Consider the following 19,125-nt stretch of genomic DNA (forward strand, 5'->3'; position numbering starts at 1 on the left):
CAGGCAAACCGTAGGCACATCGAGGCGTGCGGGGCCTACAAAGGCGTATCGGGGCGCAACCTGCCGACAAACGCCCCGTCGCCGCCCCTACCCCATGAGCCACACGCCGTCGGCATACCGGCGGCCTCCCTCATTTCCCCGCCATCAAGCGACGCCGTGCTTCCGGAACCAATCCTGTGCCAGCTTCCAACCCTCTTTCGCATCGGCCTCGACATAACTCGCCCGATAATCCGCGAAGAACGCGTGGCCCGAGTTCGGGAAGACCTTTAGCTCCGAGCCCTTCGACGCGGCATCGCCCCTGGCCAGCGCCTCGCGCGCCTGTTCGACGCTCGCAACCGGAATCCCCGTGTCCTTGCCGCCGTACAACCCCAGCAACGGACCATGCAACTTACCAGCGATATCGATCGGGTTCTGAGGAAAGCTCTCGCTCTTGTCGCCGACGATGCGTCCGTACCAGGCCACCGCCGCTTTCACGTTCGGGTTGTGCGCGTCATAGAGCCACGCCACACGTCCACCCCAGCAGAAGCCGGTAATGCCCAGACGCTTTTCGTCGCCGCCGTTGGCCGCCGCCCACTTCACGGTCGCGTCGATGTCGCTCATGACTTGCTTGTCCGGCGTCTTCGCCACGATTTGCGATTGAATCTCCGCAATCGTGCCCAACGATTGCGGGTCACCTGCACGCGCAAACAACTCCGGCGCGACCGCCAGATAGCCGAGCTTCGCGAAGCGACGGCAGATATCTGCAATGTGCTGATGCACGCCGAAAATCTCCGAGACGACGACGATCGTCGGCAGATGTGTCTTACCCGCGGGCTTTGCGTAGTACACCGGCATCTTGATACCGGGCACGTCGAGCATGTGCTCGCCTGCGTCCAGTCCTTGCGTGTCGGTGGTGATCGTTTCGGCTGCCACCGGCAGCACCGCCAGCGCAAACGCCGAACCGACGGCGGTCTTCAGGAAATCGCGCCGGTTACGCGGCGCAACTTCGGGTACGAGACTATCCAGATCCGCTTGCGACATGTCGCACTCCAGGAGAAAGCGTCAAAAAGAAAAGGGGCGGGGAAGACTGCCGACCGGAGGCCGGACGTTCGGATATTACTAGAGAGGCAATTCGCCTGCACTCACCACGAAGCATGAAAAAAGCCGCGCAAGCAAAACGCCTGCGCGGCCGGACGTCAGCGAAAAGCTGTCAGGACGTCAATGCAGCTTCACGCGCGGCACGGTCGAGCGACGCAGACGGTTAGCGACTGTGTCGAGCATCATCCGCCAGACGCCATGCAACGCTGCGACGTGCATCCGATAAAGCGACGTGTACATCACGCGGGCGAACAGCCCTTCGATGAACATGCTGCCGCCGATCAGTCCGCCCATCAGGTTACCCACCGCGCTGAACTTGCCCAGCGAGACCAGCGAACCGAAGTCGCGGTACGTGAACGTCGGCAAGCGCTGTCCCTTCAGACGTGCCTCAACGGCTTTCACGAGGAAACTCGCCTGCTGGTGTGCCGCTTGCGCACGCGGCGGCACGAAACCATGCTCCGGCCACTCGCAACTCGCACAATCGCCGAACGCGAAGATGTCCGGATCGGTCTTGCTTTGCAGCGTCGGCAGCACTTCGATCTGATTCAGACGATTGACAGCCAGCCCCAACGTGCCGAGTACCGGCGGCGCGGTAATTCCCGCCGACCAGACCGTGATGTCCGCAGGCAGAATCTTTCCGCTGGTCAGCGTGACTTCGTTGGCGCGCACTTCCGCGACTGAATCGCCGCACAGAATGTCGACGTCCAGCTTGGCCAGCAACCCGGCCACCGCGCCCGACACACGCTCTGGCAACGCTTTCAGAATGCGCGGGCTCGATTCGATGATGGTGATGCGCACGTCCTTGCGCGGGTCGAGCTTCAGACCGTAGGAGCGCAACACTTCAGCGGTATTGCGCAACTCGGCCGACAGTTCCACGCCCGTCGCACCCGCGCCGACGATCACGAGATTGACCTTGGGACGCTGCGCGCCCGGCGGCGACAGCAACGCACCACCGCTCTGCGTCTCGGCCGCAGCAGCCAGTGCCGACGCCTCGGCAGCGCTCTGCGCACGCACGCACGCCGCCATCAAGCGGCGACGGAAACGCTCGGCCTGTTCGACCGTATCGAGGGCAATGGTGTGTTCCCTGGCACCCGGAACACCGAAGAAGTTGGTCGTGCTGCCGATAGCGAGCACGAGCGTGTCGTACGGCAACGTGCGCTCAGGCAGCAGGTCGCCCTCGCCTTCGTCGTCCGCCGCCGGGACGGCTGCCAGACGGATGGTCCTCGCCGCACGATCCAGCCCGATCATCTCGCCCGTCGCGAACTCGAAGTGATGCCAGTTCGCCTGCGCCACGTAGGAGAGCTGATGCGTCGCCGTATCCATGACACCGGCCGCGACCTCATGCAGCAACGGTTTCCAGATGTGCGACAGGGAACGGTCGACCAGCGTTATTTGAACGTCCTTGCCACGCCCGTACTTGTCGCCCAACCGGGTGACGAGTTCGAGACCGCCGGCGCCGCCGCCGACCACAACGATACGATGCACACTCACGATAACTCCCCGTGCTTGGAAAACCGTCCGGCCGGTCGGCAAGTGCCCCGCCAGCGATAGCGATCACCATACCGCAGAGTACGTACTTAGGGTATACCCGTCACCCTATTTCCGCTATTGCGTGACCTTGATCGTCATGGCGTCCGAAGCGTGCCGCGACGCCGACCGCCCCACACACTTTGGGTATTTGCCCGGCACTATCAGTGTGCTTGTTCCCAGTTTTCGCCAACACCGACTTCGGCCACCAACGGCACACGCAGCTTGGCCACGCCGCACATCAGTTCCGGCAGACGCTTGCGAACCTCCGCCAATTCATGATCCGGCACTTCGAGCACGAGTTCATCGTGCACCTGCATGATCTGACGCGTCTGCAAGCCGCTGTCGTCAAGCCAGCGCTGCACGGCAATCATCGACAGCTTGATGAGGTCGGCTGCGGTGCCTTGCATCGGCGCATTGATCGCCGCGCGTTCGGCCGCCTGACGACGCGGACCGTTACCGCCGTTGATGTCCGGCAGCCACAGACGACGGCCGAACACCGTCTCGACGTACCCCTTCGCCTTGGCGCTCTTGCGCGTCTCGTCCATATAGCGCGCCACGCCCGGATAGCGCATGAAGTACCGATCGATGTATTGCTTCGCGGCGTCGCGCTCGATGCCGAGGTTCGCGGCCAGCCCGAACGCACTCATGCCGTAGATCAGACCGAAGTTGATGACCTTGGCATAGCGTCGTTGCTCGGACGACACCTCCAGCGGCGTGACGGCAAAGATTTCCGCAGCGGTCGCGCGGTGAATGTCTTCACCGTTGGCAAACGCACGCAACAGGCTTTCGTCGCCCGAGATATGCGCCATGATGCGCAGCTCGATCTGCGAGTAGTCGGCCGAGACCAGTTGGCTGCCCGGCGGCGCGATGAAGGCTTCACGAATGCGACGCCCCTCGGCCGTGCGCACCGGAATGTTCTGCAAGTTGGGATCGTTCGATGCCAGACGGCCGGTGATCGCCACCGCCTGTGCGTAATTCGTATGCACACGTCCCGTCGACGGATTGACCATCTTCGGCAGCTTGTCCGTGTATGTCGACTTGAGCTTGGCGAGACCGCGATACTCCAGCAACACCTTCGGCAGCGGGTAGTCCTCTGCGAGCTTCTGCAACACTTCTTCATCGGTCGACGGCGCACCGCTGGCCGTCTTCTTGACGACCGGCAACTGCAGTTGCGTGAAGAAGATGTCGCCGATCTGCTTGGGCGAATTCAGATTGAATTGCTGTCCGGCCAACGCGTACGCCTCGGTTTCGAGCGTGACCAGCTTGCGTCCGATCTCGTCGCTTTGCGCCGCCAGACGCGCAGTGTCGACCAGCACGCCGTTGCGCTCCATGCGCTGGAGCACGCGCGCCGTGGGCATTTCGATATCGCGATAGACGAATTCGAGCGTGGCTTCGCGGGCGACGTCGGGGTACAACGCGCGATGCAGGCGCAGGGTAATGTCGGCGTCCTCTGCAGCGTACTCCGTCGCACGTTCGACGCTCACGTCGTCGAAGCCGATCTGCTTGGCGCCCTTGCCGCACACGTCTTCGTACTTGACCGTCGTCACGCCCAGATGACGCGACGCGAGACTGTCCATGTCGTGGCTGCGATGCGATTCGAGCACGTACGATTCGAGCAGCGTGTCGTGCGCAATACCGCCCAACACCACGCCGTAATTTTCGAGTACATGGGCGTCGTACTTCAGGTTCTGTCCGACCTTTTTGTGATCGGGACTCTCGAGCCAGTGCCTCAGACGGGCCAGCACTTCGTCACGCGGCAATTGCTCGACTTCCCCCGGCGCGCGGTGCGCCACCGGAATGTACGCCGCGCGGCCCGGTTCGCAGGAGAACGACAGGCCGACGAGTTGCGCCTGCATCGCGTCGAGCGAGGTCGTCTCGGTATCGAACGCCGTCAACTCGGCGGCTTCGATGACCTTCAGCCACGCATCGAACTGCTCCCACGTGAGTACCGCTTCGTACTGACGCTCGATGGTGTCGGCCACCGGTGCCGGCGCTTCTTCACCGGCTTGCGATGCCACCGCAGCTTCCGCTTCGCGCAGCAGTGTCTTGAAGCCGTGGCGCGAGAAGAAATCGCGCAGCACTTCGACGTCTTCGGGCTGCGTTTGCAGACTCGCTTCGATGGAAGTGACCTGCGGCGCGAGATCGCAATCGAGCGCCACCGTCACGAGCTTGCGGCCCATCGGCAGCCATTCGAGCGCGCGTCGCAGATTCTCGCCGACGGCACCCTTCACCTCGGCGGCGTTGGCGACGAGGTTGTCGAGATCGCCGTATTGCGTGAGCCATTTGACGGCCGTCTTCGGCCCGCACTTCTCCACGCCCGGCACGTTATCGACCGTGTCGCCCACCAGCGTAAGGTAGTCGACGATGCGCGCAGGCGGCACACCGAATTTAGCTTCGACGGCTGCGGCGTCGAGCGTTTCGTTCGTCATCGTGTTGACGAGCGTCACGCGGTCGTTCACGAGCTGCGCCAGATCCTTGTCGCCGGTCGAGACGACCACGCGCATGCCCAGTTCGGCCGCCCGCTTTGCCAGCGTGCCGATGACATCGTCGGCTTCCACACCGTCGATCATCAACAGCGGCCAGCCCATCGCGCGTACGGCTTCGTGAATCGGTTCGATCTGCGCGCGCAGATCTTCGGGCATCGACGGGCGATTCGCCTTGTACTCGGGGTACCAGTCGTCGCGGAAGGTCTTGCCCTTTGCATCGAAAACGCAAGCGCTGTACTCTGCATGAACGTCTTTACGCATGCGGCGCAGCATATTGACGATGCCGTGCAGCGCGCCCGTAGGTTCGCCGCTTGGGCCGCGCAAATCCGGCAGGGCGTGATAGGCTCGATACAGATAACTCGAACCATCGACCAATAAGAGCGTCTTACCTTCCAGACTTTGCTGTTCCGACATATGACCAAGAGAAGAAAAGAGATACCGAGTCTGCGCATGCTGGCAGACCATGAGCGCGCCACTGCCAAGAAGGCGCGCGCGTCGTGGCAGATGTTCACGATTATGGCAGAGTTCATCGAGGCGACCGAGTACCTGTCCGAGATCCGACCGGCCGTCAGCATCTACGGCAGCGCCCGCATCAAGCCGAAATCGCCGTTCTACAAACTGACGATGACGATTGCCCGCAAATTCTCGGACAACGGCTTCGCCGTCATCTCCGGCGGTGGCCCCGGCATCATGGAAGCGGCCAACAAGGGCGCACACGGCGGCGCGTCGCCGACCGTCGGTCTGAACATCGAACTCCCGCACGAACAGAAGGGCAATCAGTGGCAGGACATCTCGCTGCGCTTTCGCCACTTCTTTACCCGCAAGGTCACCTTCGTCAAGAATTCGGACGCCTTCGTGATCATGCCCGGCGGCTTCGGCACGCTCGACGAATTGTCCGAAGTGCTCACGCTCATCCAGACGCAGAAGTCGCGTCACGTGCCGGTGATTCTCGTGGGTTCGGAGTTCTGGAAAGGCCTGCTGGACTGGGTTCGCTCGTCGATGCTGCCGATGGGCCTCATCAGCGAAAAGGACCTCGATCTCGTGCAGGTGATCGACGACCCCGACGAGATCCTCAAGGCCGTCTTCGCGTTCTACGACGGCCACATCGAACCCGAGACGGAAACCAGCGAAAAGATGTTCTATCTGTAAGCGCTGACCGCAACGTCATCTGCAATGAAAAACGGCGCCGCGAGATTATCGCGAGCGCCGTTTTTTGTGGCGGACGGGCGTCCGCCAGAGCGACGAATCAGACGAATCAGCAGCCGCTTTCGCGCGGGGTCGTCTCGACTTCCAGACCGAAGAACGGACGCAGACGCGTGCCGAACACGTTGCCGAAGAACGCTGCCACCAGCCAAAGCCAGCCGTGCAGGCTGCCGGAGATGATGCCGCTGAAATACGCACCGATGTTGCAGCCGTACGCCAGACGTGCGCCGTAGCCCAGCAGCAGACCGCCCACGATCGCCGCGATCAGCGAGCGCACGGGCACCTTCCACACCGGCGCGAACTTGCCCGCCAGCGAGGCGGCTACCAACGCGCCGAGGATGATGCCCAGATCCATGACGGTCGTCACGTCCTGCGAGACCGGCGCTTTGAGTACGTTGACCTGTTTGGCCCAGTACGGCCACGAGGCGACATCGATACCCACGGCCATGAACGCCTTCGCGCCCCACAGTGCAAACGCCGACGTCACACCCCACGGGCGACCGGCCAGTGCGAGCGTCGCATAATTGAGCAGCACGAGCGCAAGCGCGCCCCACACCAGCGGCCACGGACCGCGCAGCAGCGCAGGCTTGCCCTTGGCGCTGCGCGTCATCGGCACACCGACGATACGGCCATGGCGACGCTTCTCCGCCCACAGCGTGAACGCGCCGATGGCTGCGAACAGCGCGAGGTTAGCGATCAGCGCAGGCCCGAGGCCCCATGTCTTCACGAGCGAGACGGGCTTGATGTGCGGCAGCGATTCCCACCACGGCAGATGCGCCGTCGCCACGACCGAGCCGACGATAAACGCCGCGAGCGTCACCAGCATGCGCGTATTGCCGCCGCCCGCCGTGTACAGCGTGCCCGACGCGCAACCGCCGCCGAGCTGCATGCCGATTCCGAACATGAACGCGCCGAACGCCACCGACACGCCGACCGGCGATACGAGACCCACGACCTTGTTGCCGAAGAGCGTGCCATCGGCCAGCGCTGGGAAGAACAACACGACACCGACCGCGAGCATCACCATCTGCGCGCGCAACCCGGCACCCCGACGGTCCGAAATGAACACGCGCCAGGCCGACGTAAAGCCGAACGCCGCATGGTAGAGCGCGACGCCGAGCAACGCGCCGACACCCGCCAGCGCAGCCTGCTTCGGTCCGACCGTCGCTTGCAAATACGCAATGCCGATGACGATGAGCACCAGCGCAATCGTCAGCGGGCCAGCATCATAGGGAGAGGGAGCGGGCGACACCGTTTTGACGGCGGCCGATGCGGAAGACGACATGACTTTCTAACTCCAGAATGCAGATGGGTGGCATGTGACCACCCATTAAGACAACTTGTGAGGATGCCGGAATACGACGTCGATGCGAACGACCGTTTTGTGATTTTTTTATAACCAAAAGAAGTATATACCCACACTGCGAATTGTCCGAAATCTCACATTTCGGACGGAAGCGTTGTCATGAAACGTTCTTTGGTGAGGGGCAAAAAGGGCTGTGGGCAAGCAACCACGGTGCCTACGACGAGATTCCACAATGCGAAGTGGGGTACGTTTGGTAGAATGGAGGCATTGGAACCCGCTGCGCCGACCCGGCTTGCCTCTTACGTCGCGGATGCGTTCCCGCCCTCGGAGAATAATGATGAAAACGCGCCTTTCCCGTGCCCTGCCCCTGCTGATCGGTGCCGGCCTGCTGTTCGCCGGTCATGTCTACGCTCAGGACGGCAAGGAAACCGCCGCACAAGCCGCCAAACGTGAAGCCGACGCCCGCGCCGCTGCCACCAGCGTCCAGAACGTCGACGTCAACCAGGAACGCAAGCCGAGCTACTACGTCAACGACCAGGGCACGACCGTGACCGAGTACCGTGATCGCGGCAAGCCTACGGAAATCGACGTCCATTCCCGTTTCGGCACCAACTACCAGCTGACCACGCCGCCGGACAACGCGCCGCGCGCACGTGACAACACGTCGCAAAACGACCGTCTGCCGTCCGTCGGCCTGAAGTTCTGACGTCTCTGGTAATCTGACTCTTCCGCGCGCCCCGGCACTTCCGATACTTCATTGCGGCGCGCGAGCCACCTGTTTGTCTCAAACCAGCGGCCCGCTGCACGCGCACGGGCCGTTTGTCTGAGTCTTAGCCACTCAACGCACGCATGGCCGTTTTTACTTCCGTCTCGCCCGAGCAGCTCCAGCAGTGGCTGCAACGCTACGATTTGGGGAATGTTCTCGACTTCCGGGGCATCAGCTCGGGCATCGAGAACACCAACTACTTCCTGACGACCGAGCGCGGCGAATTCGTCCTGACGCTGTTCGAGAAGCTCACGGCCACGCAGTTGCCGTTCTACCTGCAATTGATGGGCCATCTGGCGCATCACAGTGTGCCGGTGCCCGATCCGATTCCGGATCGCACGGGTGAGATTCTTGGCGAGTTGAACGGCAAGCCAGCGACCATCGTCACCAAGCTGTCCGGCCGCTCCGAACTGGCGCCGACGGCTGCGCACTGTGGCCATGTCGGCGCGATGCTTGCCCGCATGCATCTGGCCGGACGCGATTTCACGCTGGAACAAGCCAACCTGCGCAGCCTGCCGTGGTGGCGTGAGGCGACCCCGGCCGTGCTGCCGTTCCTGAGCGATGCCGAGCGCACGCTGCTGGAAAGCGAGATGGCGCATCAAGAGGCGTTTTTCGGCTCCGGCGACTATCGCGCGATGCAGGCTGGGCCGTGCCACTGCGACCTGTTCCGCGATAACGTACTCTTCGACGAGGCTGACGACGGCTCGCCCCGCCTGGGCGGCTTCTTCGACTTTTACTTTGCCGGCTGCGATAAGTGGCTGTTCGATCTGGCCGTGACGGTCAACGACTGGTGCTGCGACCTCGCCACCGGCGAGCTGGACGACGCCCGTGTGCACGCAATGCTGCGCGCGTACGAAACGGTGCGTCCGCTGACCGACATCGAGGCGTCGCACTGGCGCGACATGCTGCGAGCGGGCGCGCTGCGATTCTGGCTCTCGCGCCTGTATGATTTTCACTTGCCGCGGGCGGCCGAAATGCTCAAGCCGCACGATCCGGGGCATTTCGAACGAATCCTGCGCAAACGCATCGAAGCCGTTTCCATTCCCTGGCTGTAACCCGACGCCCACTCAGAGTCTCTCGAACCCTATGCAATTGCTTGAAGTCCCGCCGAAGAGTGGTTATTTGTGGCTGCGCCAGGGCATCTGGCTGTTCCGCAAGAACCCGCTCGCCATCATGAGCTTGCTGTTTGCCTATATGTTCGGTACGTTGGTCATCTCCTTCGTGCCGATCGTCGGCGGCCCCATTTTGCTCGTCCTGGTGCCGGGCCTGTCGGTGGGCTTCATGGCCGCCTGCCGCGACATCATCAAGAACAAACAGGTGCTGCCGCAGGTGCTGCTCGACGGTTTTCGCGGGCACGGCAAGGACATCGCCCGCCGTCTGCTGGTGCTGGGCGGGTATTACATGGCCGCCACCATTGCCGCCTACCTGATTTCGTCGCTGTTCAATGGCAGCGAACTGATCAACAACCTGCTGTTCGACGGCAACGTCAATCGCGACGAAATCATGAACGGCACCGCCGGGTTGGTCGCCGCCATTGCCTTCGCCATCGCGTACATTCCGGTCGCGATGTTGTTCTGGTTTGCGCCGGTGCTCGTGGCGTGGCACGACATCACGCCCGTCAAGGCCATCTTCTTCAGCTGGACGGCCTGCACGCGTAACTTTCGCGCGTTCGTCGTCTACGCGCTGTGTGTGCTGCTGCTCGCTGCGGCGTCGTCGATGATTCTCACGATCATCATGGCGGTGCTGGGCGTCTTCCAGTACGCCATTCTTCTGGTCTCGCCGCTCTCGCTGCTGTTCGCCGCCATCGTCTACTGCTCGTTCTACGCAAGCTATCGCGGATGTTTCGGCGTGCAGGAGATCGGGGCGCTCGATCCGAACGTGTCGCCGCCGGAGGCTTGAATTCCGCGTCGGCAGACGTCGAGCAAAACGAAGGGCACCCGAAGGTGCCCTTTTTCGTTGCCGCGCCAGCGATCACTCGATCGGCTGAAGCTTCGCCACCGCCAGCGCCAGCCATTTCTCGCCATGACGGCCGAATTTCACATGCGCACGCGCTTCGTCGCCCGTGCCTTCCAGTCCGATGATCTTGCCTTCGCCGAACTTGGTGTGGAATACGCCCTGCCCCAGCTTGAAGCCCGTCTCCGACGCGCGCGAGCGGTCGGCCAAGGCCTGCTCCGACTTCGTCGCTGCCCATTCGTCCTTCGGCGCGCTGACTTGCGGGCGTGCGAACCAGTCGCGCCCCCAAGCCGGTTCGCTCTGAGCGAGACGCGCCCCCGGCTGCGCACGTGGCGTGAGGAACTTGAGCACTTCCTCAGGGATTTCGTCGAAAAAGCGCGAGCGCACGTTGTAGCGCGTCTGGCCATGCAGCATGCGGCTTTGCGTGAACGACAGGTACAGACGCTCCTTCGCGCGCGTAATCGCCACATACATCAGACGACGCTCTTCTTCGAGCCCGTCGAGTTCGAGCGCACTGTTCTCATGCGGGAACAGCCCCTCTTCGAGGCCCGTGACGAACACCGCCGTGAATTCCAGCCCCTTGGCGGCGTGCACCGTCATCAGTTGCACGGCGTCCTGCCCGGCTTCGGCCTGGTTGTCGCCCGCTTCGAGCGATGCGTGCGAGAGAAAGCCTGCCAGCGGCGTCATCTCGACGGGCGTGTCGGCATCGACCACGCCATCGGGCGACGCCAGCACGTCAGGCGCGCCCGGCAGTGCGGGGCGCATCGCGATCAAACGCGCCGGCGCATCCAGCCCATACCCCTCTTCAGCGATGAAGGCCGTGGCGGCATGCACCAGTTCCTGCAAGTTCTCGATGCGGTCCTGCCCTTCCTTCTCGGTCTGATAGTGCGCAATCAGGCCGCTCGCGTCGATGACATGCGTCACCACCTCCGGCAACGTGAGCCGCTCGGTGGCATGGCGCATCTGTTCGATCATGCGCACGAACGCCAGCAGATTGGTCCCGGCCTTGCCGGTCATGTAAGGCACAGCCGCATACATCGAGCAGTTATAGAGGCGCGCCGCGTCCGCCAGTTGCTCCAGCGAACGTGCGCCGATGCCGCGCGTAGGGAAATTGACGATGCGGGCGAACGCCGTGTCGTCGTTCGGGTTCTCGATCAGACGCAGATACGCCAGCGCGTGCTTGACTTCCTGACGCTCGAAAAAGCGCAGGCCGCCATACACGCGGTAGGCGATGCCCGCGCCGACCAGCGCATGCTCCATCACCCGCGACTGGGCGTTGCTGCGGTACAGAATGGCCACATCCTGTCGCGACAGGCCCTGCGCGACCAGCGCCTTGATTTCCTCAACGAGCCAACTGGCCTCTTGCAGGTCGGTCGCCGCTTCATAGACGCGAATCGGCTCGCCATGGCCCGCGTCGGTGCGCAGATTCTTGCCCAGACGCCGTGCGTTGTTGGAAATCAGCGCGTTCGCGGCGTCGAGAATATTGCCGTGCGAGCGATAGTTCTGCTCCAGCTTGATTAAGTGACGAACGCGAAATTCACGTTCGAAGTCAGCCATATTACCGACGTTAGCACCACGAAACGCGTAGATACTCTGATCATCGTCGCCCACGGCGAACACGGCAGCCTGGGTGCCAGCAAGCATCTTCAGCCACGCATACTGGAGCTTGTTGGTGTCCTGGAACTCATCGACGAGGATATGGCGGAAGCGCGACTGGTAGTGCACGCGCAGCGGTTCGTTGTGCTTGAGCAGTTCGAAGCAGCGCAGCAGCAGTTCGGCGAAATCGACCACGCCCTCGCGCTGGCACTGTTCCTGGTAGCTCGCGTACAGTTCGACGAACTTCTGGTTGAACGCGTCGTTGGCCTCGACTTCGTGCGGCCGCAAGCCCTGTTCCTTCGCGTTGTTGACGAAATATTGGAGGTTTTTCGGCGGAAATTTCTCATCGTCGACGTTCGCCGCCTTCATCATCCGCTTGATGGCGGAGAGTTGATCGGACTGGTCGAGGATCTGGAAGCTCTGCGGCAGCCCGGCGTCGCGAAAATGCGCGCGCAGCATGCGGTTGCACAGCCCGTGGAAGGTGCCGATCCACATGGCGCGCGTGCTGATCGGCAGCATTGCGCCCAGCCGGGCCTGCATTTCCTTGGCGGCCTTGTTGGTAAAGGTCACCGCCAGAATGCCCGCCGGGCCGACGTGGCCCTGCTGGATCAGCCAGGCGATACGGGTCGTGAGCACGCGTGTCTTGCCGGAACCCGCGCCCGCGAGAATGAGGGCCGGCTCGTCGGGAAGCGTGACGGCGGCCAGTTGTTCGGGGTTCAGATTGGCGAGCAGATCGGGCATGTCGGGGAGGAATTTCGAGTGAAGCCCGATTATAAATCCTGCTGCGGCGCGGAAACGCCACCGAATCTTTTATAATTCAAGGTTTCACGCATTACACGGTCCATCAATCCATGAGCGACAGCGACAATACGCTTGCCAAGAGCTTCGAGCCGCAGGACGTCGAAGCCCACTGGGGCCCCGAATGGGAACGCCGCGGCTATGCCCGCCCGACCCTCAACGACGCCCGCGAAGATTTCAGCATCCAGTTGCCGCCGCCGAACGTCACCGGCACGCTGCACATGGGGCACGCGTTCAACCAGACGATCATGGATGGTCTGACGCGCTACCACCGGATGAAGGGCGCGAACACCCTGTGGGTGCCGGGCACCGACCACGCGGGCATCGCCACGCAGATCGTCGTCGAACGCCAGCTCGACGCCCAGAAGGTCTCGCGCCATGACCTCGGCCGCGAGAAGTTTACGGAACGCGTCTGGGAGTGGAAAGAGCAGTCGGGCAGCACGATCACGCGTCAGGTGCGCCGTCTCGGGGCGTCCATCGATTGGAGCCGTGAGTACTTCACGATGGACGAAAAGATGTCCAGCGCCGTGCGCGACGTCTTCGTCACGCTCTACGAGCAAGGGCTGATCTATCGCGGCAAGCGCCTCGTGAACTGGGAATCGGTTCTGCTCACTGCTGTTTCCGATCTGGAAGTGGTGAGCGAGGAAGAGGAAGGCTCTCTGTGGCATATCCGCTATCCGCTCGCCGACGGCTCGGGCTCGCTGACGGTGGCGACCACGCGTCCGGAAACGATGCTGGGCGACACGGCGCTGATGGTCCACCCGGAAGATGACCGCTACAAGCATCTGATCGGCAAAACGGCCAGGCTGCCGCTCACAGACCGTGAAATTCCGATCATTGCCGACGATTACGTCGATCTCGAATTCGGCACTGGCGTGGTGAAGGTCACCCCGGCCCACGATTTCAACGACTATGCCGTCGGTCAGCGTCATAACCTGCCGCAGATCAACATCCTCACGCTCGACGCGAAGATCAACGAGAACGCCCCGGAAAAGTACCGTGGCCTCGACCGTTTCGACGCCCGCAAGCAAATCGTGGCAGACCTCGACGCCCTTGGCCTGCTCGAATCGGTCAAGCCGCACAAGCTGATGGTGCCGCGCAGCGACCGCACGGGCACGGTCATCGAGCCGATGCTCACGGACCAGTGGTTTGTGGCGATGAGCAAGCCTGCGCCCGAAGGCACGTTCCATCCCGGCAAGTCGATTACCGAAACTGCGCTCGACGTCGTGCGCAGCGGTGAAATCAAGTTCGTGCCGGAGAACTGGACGACGACCTACAACCAGTGGCTGGAAAACATCCAGGACTGGTGTATCTCGCGTCAGCTCTGGTGGGGCCATCAGATTCCGGCGTGGTACGACGAATCCGGCAAGGTATTCGTCGCGCGCACCGAAGCCGAAGCCATCGAGAAAGCGCGCGCCGCGGGTTCGACGGGCCCGCTCAAGCGCGACGAAGACGTGCTCGACACGTGGTTCTCGTCGGCACTGGTGCCGTTCTCGTCGCTCGGCTGGCCGCAAGAGACGCCGGAACTGAAGCATTTCCTGCCGTCGTCAGTGCTCGTGTCCGGCTTCGACATCATCTTCTTCTGGGTGGCGCGCATGGTCATGATGACCACGCACTTCACCGGCAAAGTGCCGTTCAAGACCGTGTACATGCACGGTCTCGTGCGCGACGCCGAAGGTCAGAAGATGTCCAAATCGAAGGGCAATACGCTCGATCCGATCGACATCGTCGACGGCGTATCGCTTGAGGCCCTCGTCGCCAAACGCACCACGGGCCTGATGAACCCGAAGCAGGCAGCAAGCATCGAGAAGAAGACGCGCAAGGAATTCCCGGAAGGCATCGCGCCGTTCGGCACCGACGCGCTGCGCTTCACGTTCGCCTCCATGGCGACGCTCGGGCGCAACATCAACTTCGATCTGGCGCGCTGCGAAGGCTATCGCAACTTCTGCAACAAGCTGTGGAACGCCACGCGCTTCGTGCTGATGAACTGCGAAGGTCAGGACTGCGGTCTCGCGCCGTGCGTGGGCGATTGCGGCCCGGAGGGTCAGCTCGACTTCTCGCGCGCCGACCGCTGGATCGTCTCGTTGCTCCAGCGTGTGGAAGCCGACGTCGCGAAGGGCTTTGCCGATTACCGCTTCGACAACATCGCCAGCGCCATCTACAAGTTCGTGTGGGACGAGTACTGCGACTGGTACGTCGAACTGGCCAAGTGGCAGATCCAGAACGGCACGCCCGCCCAACAGCGCGCCACGCGCCGCACGCTGCTGCGCGTGCTGGAAACGGTGCTGCGTCTGGCGCACCCGATCATTCCGTTCATCACCGAAGCCTTGTGGCAGAAGGTGGCCCCGCTGGCTGGCCGCTATCCGGCCGACAAGGCCCCGGGCGAAGCCAGTATCATGGTGCAGCCGTATCCGGTCGCCGATACCGGCAAGATCGACGAAAGCGACGAAGCCTGGATGCAGCAATTGAAGGCCGCGGTGGACGCCTGCCGTAACCTGCGCGGCGAGATGAACCTGTCGCCGGCGCAGCGCGTGCCGCTGCTGGTTGCGGGCGATGTGGCGTTCCTGACGTCGATTGCCCCGTATCTGCAGACGCTGGCGAAGCTCTCGGAAGTACAGGTGCTGGCCGATGAAGCCACGCTCGACGCACAGGCCGCTGGCGCGCCGCTCGCTGTGGTGGGTGCAAACAAGTTGGCATTGAAGGTCGAAGTCGACGTTGCGGCCGAGCGCGAGCGCCTCGGCAAGGAAGTGAAGCGTCTCGAAGGCGAGATCGCGAAATGCCACGGCAAGCTCTCCAACGAGAGTTTCGTGGCGCGCGCCCCTGCCAACGTCGTGGAACTTGAGAAGCAACGACTGGTCGACTTTGAAGCGGTACTCGGGACATTGCAGGCACAGCTCGCCCGCCTGCCCGCCTGAGACGCGCAATATCCATCAGGGAGAAACGAATGAAACCCATTGTGACCAAAGCCGTGTTCCCCGTTGCGGGCCTCGGCACGCGGTTTCTGCCGGCGACCAAGGCGAGCCCCAAGGAAATGCTTCCGGTCGTGGACAAGCCGCTGATTCAGTACGCCGTGGAAGAGGCGGCGGCGGCTGGCATTACCGAAATGATTTTCGTGACGGGCCGTAACAAGCGCGCCATCGAAGATCACTTCGATACGGCATTCGAACTGGAAGCCGAACTCGAAGCGAAGAACAAGCAGGCGCTGCTCGACGTGGTGCATTCGATCAAGCCGCCACACATCGATTGCTTCTATGTGCGTCAGCCGAAGGCGCTGGGTCTGGGGCACGCCGTGCTGTGCGCCGAGAAACTGGTGGGCGACGAGCCGTTCGCCGTCATCCTCGCCGACGACTTGCTCGACGGCCAGCCGCCGGTGCTCAAGCAGATGGTCGATCTGTACAACCAGTATCACAACTCGATCATCGGTGTGGAAGAGATCCCCATCGAGCAAAGTCGCTCGTACGGGATCGTCAAAGGCACGGATTGGGGCGAAAAGGCGATCGTCAAACTGACGGACATCGTCGAGAAACCCGCGCCGGAAAACGCACCGTCGAATTTGGGCGTGGTCGGCCGTTATGTGCTGCGTCCGCGTATTTTCGACTGCATCCGCGAGATCGATCCGGGTTCGGGCGGCGAGATCCAGTTGACGGACGCCATCCAGAAACTCATGCAGGACGAAGTCGTGCTCGCGTATCGCTACGACGGCAAGCGCTTCGATTGCGGCAGCAAGCTCGGTTATCTGAAGGCGACGGTGGAATTCGCACTGCGTCACCCGGAACTGAAGGATGCGTTCCGCAAGTACCTGCAGGAAGATGTGCAAGGCGACCTGACCTAAGCGTCTGTCGCCTGCGCAAATAAGAAAACCGACGGCATGTCCGTCGGTTTTTTTCTGTCTGCTGTATTGCTAAGGCGGTGGCATCGATGGAGATCGACGCCGACAACACCCACCGACAATCAGCGACGGCGCATCCAGAAGTGGAACGTCTTGCCGTCTTCGCGCGTATCGAGCAGTTCGTTGCCGGTTTGCTTGGCGAAGGCGCTGAAATCGCGCCCCGAGCCCGGATCGGTGGCGATGATATGCAGCACTTCGCCGCTTTGCATTTCCGCCAGCGCCTTCTTGGCACGCAGGATCGGCAGCGGGCAGTTCAGGCCGCTCGCGTCGACTTCTTTCTGGAATTCCATGCTCATGTCCCTCTCTTCGGTCTCGTTCGAATCTGTTGCGGGGTCTGCCCCGCGAAACGCGATTCTACCGTAGTCACCGCCAAACGCTCCCGGCGAGGCCCGTTTGAGCGCGTCGGCCCATGCGCGCATCACCCGGCAATCGACATCCGCGCCGATTCGACGTACTCGACCGGCAGATTGCGCCGTCGCAGCCATTCGGCGACCGCGTGCCCGGTCCCTGCGCGCCACGGACGTACGTGATGCGGCGCGACGAGCCGAAATTCGGCCAACTCCTCCGACAGCTGAATATCGCCGTCACAGACCGCGTGATACGCGATGATCAACTCGTTCTTGCGCATGAATTCGTAGACACCGAGCAGCGAAATCGCGTCGGTTTCCAGATTCGTCTCTTCCTTGATTTCGCGGCGAATACCGTCTTCGGGGGTCTCGTCGCGCTCAAGAAAACCGGTGATGAGCGCGAACATGCCTTCGGTCCATGCCGCATTGCGTGCCAGCAGAATCTGCCCCCGATATTCCACGAGCCCAGCTACCACCGGAAGCGGGTTGTCCCAGTGGACGAAACCACAGGCCGCGTCCGGACAGGCACGGCGAATACGCCCGGCGACCTCACGAGAATTGAGCGACGAGGCGCAGCGGGGACAAAAAATAAGTTCGTTCATGATCGTTCTTCGTCGAATCCGAACATATTAAATGAACTCATGACGCGCTGCATATTCGGCAAATTCCGAGACTCGCCCGGACCAGGCCCAGACAGGCCGGAGCGTATAATCCTCGAACGTCTTTCAATTTTCGATCACGGCCCCGTGACTGACATTCCACCGAACGTTCCGCCCGCGTCCGACACCCCACCTCCGTCGCCCTCGCCGTCTGCTTCGCCCTCGCCCCCCCCTCCTGCTACGTCGCCCGCATCGCTGTCGGCCCGGCTGGCCCAACGCGGCGTGCGCCGCTCACGGCGTCTATGGCACAACTATGGGGTGTTCTGGCTCGGCGCAGTCCTCGTCGGTCTGGTGTCGGTGGCCTACGCCAAGCTGGTGGACTTCGGATTCGAGCTTTTCCAACGCATGCTGACGCACGGCTTCTGGCTGCCGTTGATCGTCACGCCGCTGGGCGCCGCGCTGGCGATATGGCTGACGCAGAAGTTCTTCCGAGGTTCGGAGGGCAGCGGCATTCCCCAGGTGATTGCAACGCTTCAGGACTCGCGTCTGTCGAAATCGCTGCTGACGCTGCGCATCATGTTCGGCAAGATAGCGATCTCGTTTCTCGGCATTCTGTGCGGTTTCACGATCGGTCGCGAAGGTCCGACGGTGCAGATCGGCGCATCGCTGATGTACGCCATGCGACGCGGGTATCGCCGCAGCAGCGCGCACATCGAGCGCCAACTCACGCTCGCCGGGGCGGCGGCCGGTCTGGCGGCCGCGTTCAACACGCCGCTCGCGGGCGTCGTGTTCGCCATCGAAGAGCTGAGCCGCAGCTTCGTCGCACGTAGCAGCGGCACACTCATTACCGCCATCATCTTCTCCGGCGTCGTGGCGCTCGGCCTGCAAGGCAACTATCTCTATTTCGGCCAGATCAAGGCCATCAGCGATTTCAACTGGGCGCTCATTCCCGTGCTCATCGTCGCGAGTGTGCTGACGGGCGTGGCCGGGGGGCTGTTCGGCTGGTTGATGCTTAACGTGCCGCGATGGATGCCCGTGCAACTGGTCAATCTGCGTCGCGCACGCCCGGTGCGCTTCGCCTTCCTGTGCGGTCTGACGATTGCGGTGATCGGCATTGTCTCGGGCGGCACCACGTTCGGCAGCGGCTACGCCGAAGCGCGAGGTTTGCTGGAATCGCACGCGGCGCTCTCGCCGTTTTACGCCGTGCTGAAGTTTGCCGCCTTGTGCGTGTCGTATCTGTCGGGCATTCCCGGCGGGATCTTCGCGCCGTCGCTGGCGATTGGTGCCGGGTTGGGGAACGTGATGGCGCACGTGACGTCCGTGATACCGCTGCCTGCCATGGCCGCGCTGTGTATGGTCGGCTATCTGGCGGCGGTGACGCAATCGCCGATTACATCGTTTGTGATCGTCATGGAGATGATCGACGGCCATCAGATGGTAATTCCGCTCATGGCCGTCGCACTGCTGTCGACGCAGGTCTCGAAGACCATCGCGCCGTCGTTCTATCACACGCTGGCGCACCGCTTCCTGACGCCTACCGTGCCTGCGCCGCGTCAGGCTTGATTGTCAGGCTTG

At 62.5% G+C, this 19,125-nt stretch carries 14 protein-coding genes; 7 read left to right on the top strand and 7 right to left on the bottom strand.

Annotated elements, in window-relative coordinates:
- Window positions 1-144: 144 nt before the first annotated feature.
- The 3 genes from MB84_RS16255 to polA form a co-directional block, all read right to left on the bottom strand.
- Window positions 145-1,020 carry a dienelactone hydrolase family protein gene (locus MB84_RS16255; RefSeq protein ID WP_046292524.1) on the bottom strand — a complete coding sequence of 292 codons (876 nt, stop codon included), beginning with the start codon at window positions 1,018-1,020 and terminating at the stop codon, window positions 145-147.
- 177 nt (window positions 1,021-1,197) lie between these two features.
- Window positions 1,198-2,562: an NAD(P)/FAD-dependent oxidoreductase gene (locus MB84_RS16260; RefSeq protein ID WP_046293891.1), complete on the bottom strand. Its 1,365-nt coding sequence runs from the start codon at window positions 2,560-2,562 to the stop codon at window positions 1,198-1,200.
- 206 nt (window positions 2,563-2,768) lie between these two features.
- Window positions 2,769-5,507: a DNA polymerase I gene (gene polA, locus MB84_RS16265; RefSeq protein ID WP_046292525.1), complete on the bottom strand. Its 2,739-nt coding sequence runs from the start codon at window positions 5,505-5,507 to the stop codon at window positions 2,769-2,771.
- On the opposite strand from polA, the gene MB84_RS16270 reads away from it, so the two are divergent.
- Window positions 5,508-6,242 (top strand): LOG family protein, encoded by a 735-nt coding sequence (locus tag MB84_RS16270; RefSeq protein WP_046292526.1) that lies wholly within the window; start codon window positions 5,508-5,510, stop codon window positions 6,240-6,242.
- A 106-nt stretch (window positions 6,243-6,348) separates the two neighbouring features.
- Here the strand turns inward: MB84_RS16270 and MB84_RS16275 are convergent, their stop codons facing one another.
- On the bottom strand, window positions 6,349-7,581 hold the full coding sequence (locus MB84_RS16275; protein ID WP_046292527.1) for a YeeE/YedE family protein: 1,233 nt from the start codon (window positions 7,579-7,581) through the stop codon (window positions 6,349-6,351).
- A 358-nt stretch (window positions 7,582-7,939) separates the two neighbouring features.
- On the opposite strand from MB84_RS16275, the gene MB84_RS16280 reads away from it, so the two are divergent.
- The 3 genes from MB84_RS16280 to MB84_RS16290 all read left to right on the top strand — a co-directional run bounded on the left by MB84_RS16280 (window position 7,940) and on the right by MB84_RS16290 (window position 10,267).
- The gene (locus tag MB84_RS16280) at window positions 7,940-8,308 is read left to right on the top strand and encodes a hypothetical protein (protein ID WP_157122762.1); all 369 of its coding nucleotides are present in this window, start codon (window positions 7,940-7,942) and stop codon (window positions 8,306-8,308) included.
- 143 nt (window positions 8,309-8,451) lie between these two features.
- Window positions 8,452-9,423, top strand: a complete 972-nt coding sequence (locus tag MB84_RS16285) for a homoserine kinase (RefSeq protein WP_046292528.1) — start codon at window positions 8,452-8,454, stop codon at window positions 9,421-9,423.
- Between the two features lie 31 nt (window positions 9,424-9,454).
- Window positions 9,455-10,267, top strand: coding sequence for a BPSS1780 family membrane protein (locus tag MB84_RS16290; protein ID WP_046292529.1), 813 nt, complete (start codon window positions 9,455-9,457; stop codon window positions 10,265-10,267).
- Window positions 10,268-10,339: 72 nt separating this feature from the next.
- On the opposite strand, the gene MB84_RS16295 is transcribed toward MB84_RS16290, so the two are convergent.
- Window positions 10,340-12,658 carry a UvrD-helicase domain-containing protein gene (locus tag MB84_RS16295; protein WP_046292530.1) on the bottom strand — a complete coding sequence of 773 codons (2,319 nt, stop codon included), beginning with the start codon at window positions 12,656-12,658 and terminating at the stop codon, window positions 10,340-10,342.
- 110 nt (window positions 12,659-12,768) lie between these two features.
- Between MB84_RS16295 and MB84_RS16300 the strand changes: the two genes are divergently transcribed.
- Together MB84_RS16300 and galU are read left to right on the top strand one after the other, a co-directional pair.
- A complete protein-coding gene (locus tag MB84_RS16300) occupies window positions 12,769-15,630 on the top strand; it encodes a valine--tRNA ligase (RefSeq protein ID WP_046292531.1) in 2,862 nt (953 codons plus the stop codon).
- Between the two features lie 29 nt (window positions 15,631-15,659).
- The gene (gene galU, locus MB84_RS16305) at window positions 15,660-16,547 is read left to right on the top strand and encodes a UTP--glucose-1-phosphate uridylyltransferase GalU (RefSeq protein ID WP_046292532.1); all 888 of its coding nucleotides are present in this window, start codon (window positions 15,660-15,662) and stop codon (window positions 16,545-16,547) included.
- Between the two features lie 119 nt (window positions 16,548-16,666).
- Here galU and MB84_RS16310 read toward each other — a convergent pair whose 3' ends face one another.
- Complete coding sequence (locus MB84_RS16310) at window positions 16,667-16,894, bottom strand: sulfurtransferase TusA family protein (protein WP_039402727.1); 228 nt, start codon at window positions 16,892-16,894, stop codon at window positions 16,667-16,669.
- Between the two features lie 128 nt (window positions 16,895-17,022).
- Window positions 17,023-17,553: an NUDIX domain-containing protein gene (locus tag MB84_RS16315; protein ID WP_046292533.1), complete on the bottom strand. Its 531-nt coding sequence runs from the start codon at window positions 17,551-17,553 to the stop codon at window positions 17,023-17,025.
- A gap of 252 nt (window positions 17,554-17,805) precedes the next feature.
- On the opposite strand from MB84_RS16315, the gene MB84_RS16320 reads away from it, so the two are divergent.
- Window positions 17,806-19,113, top strand: coding sequence for a chloride channel protein (locus MB84_RS16320; RefSeq protein WP_052653673.1), 1,308 nt, complete (start codon window positions 17,806-17,808; stop codon window positions 19,111-19,113).
- Window positions 19,114-19,125 lie beyond the last annotated feature (12 nt).

It is taken from the genome of Pandoraea oxalativorans (genome assembly GCF_000972785.3).
Lineage (GTDB): Bacteria > Pseudomonadota > Gammaproteobacteria > Burkholderiales > Burkholderiaceae > Pandoraea > Pandoraea oxalativorans.

What these genes read in the sequence shown, in the direction of transcription:
- MB84_RS16255 (WP_046292524.1), bottom strand. Translation starts at nt 1,020, where the DNA reads ATGTCGCAAGCGGATCTGGATAGTCTCGTACCCGAAGTTGCGCCGCGT.
- polA (WP_046292525.1), bottom strand. Translation starts at nt 5,507, where the DNA reads ATGTCGGAACAGCAAAGTCTGGAAGGTAAGACGCTCTTATTGGTCGAT.
- MB84_RS16270 (WP_046292526.1), top strand. Translation starts at nt 5,508, where the DNA reads ATGACCAAGAGAAGAAAAGAGATACCGAGTCTGCGCATGCTGGCAGAC.
- MB84_RS16275 (WP_046292527.1), bottom strand. Translation starts at nt 7,581, where the DNA reads ATGTCGTCTTCCGCATCGGCCGCCGTCAAAACGGTGTCGCCCGCTCCC.
- MB84_RS16280 (WP_157122762.1), top strand. Translation starts at nt 7,940, where the DNA reads ATGAAAACGCGCCTTTCCCGTGCCCTGCCCCTGCTGATCGGTGCCGGC.
- MB84_RS16285 (WP_046292528.1), top strand. Translation starts at nt 8,452, where the DNA reads ATGGCCGTTTTTACTTCCGTCTCGCCCGAGCAGCTCCAGCAGTGGCTG.
- MB84_RS16290 (WP_046292529.1), top strand. Translation starts at nt 9,455, where the DNA reads ATGCAATTGCTTGAAGTCCCGCCGAAGAGTGGTTATTTGTGGCTGCGC.
- MB84_RS16295 (WP_046292530.1), bottom strand. Translation starts at nt 12,658, where the DNA reads ATGCCCGATCTGCTCGCCAATCTGAACCCCGAACAACTGGCCGCCGTC.
- MB84_RS16300 (WP_046292531.1), top strand. Translation starts at nt 12,769, where the DNA reads ATGAGCGACAGCGACAATACGCTTGCCAAGAGCTTCGAGCCGCAGGAC.
- galU (WP_046292532.1), top strand. Translation starts at nt 15,660, where the DNA reads ATGAAACCCATTGTGACCAAAGCCGTGTTCCCCGTTGCGGGCCTCGGC.
- MB84_RS16310 (WP_039402727.1), bottom strand. Translation starts at nt 16,894, where the DNA reads ATGGAATTCCAGAAAGAAGTCGACGCGAGCGGCCTGAACTGCCCGCTG.
- MB84_RS16315 (WP_046292533.1), bottom strand. Translation starts at nt 17,553, where the DNA reads ATGAACGAACTTATTTTTTGTCCCCGCTGCGCCTCGTCGCTCAATTCT.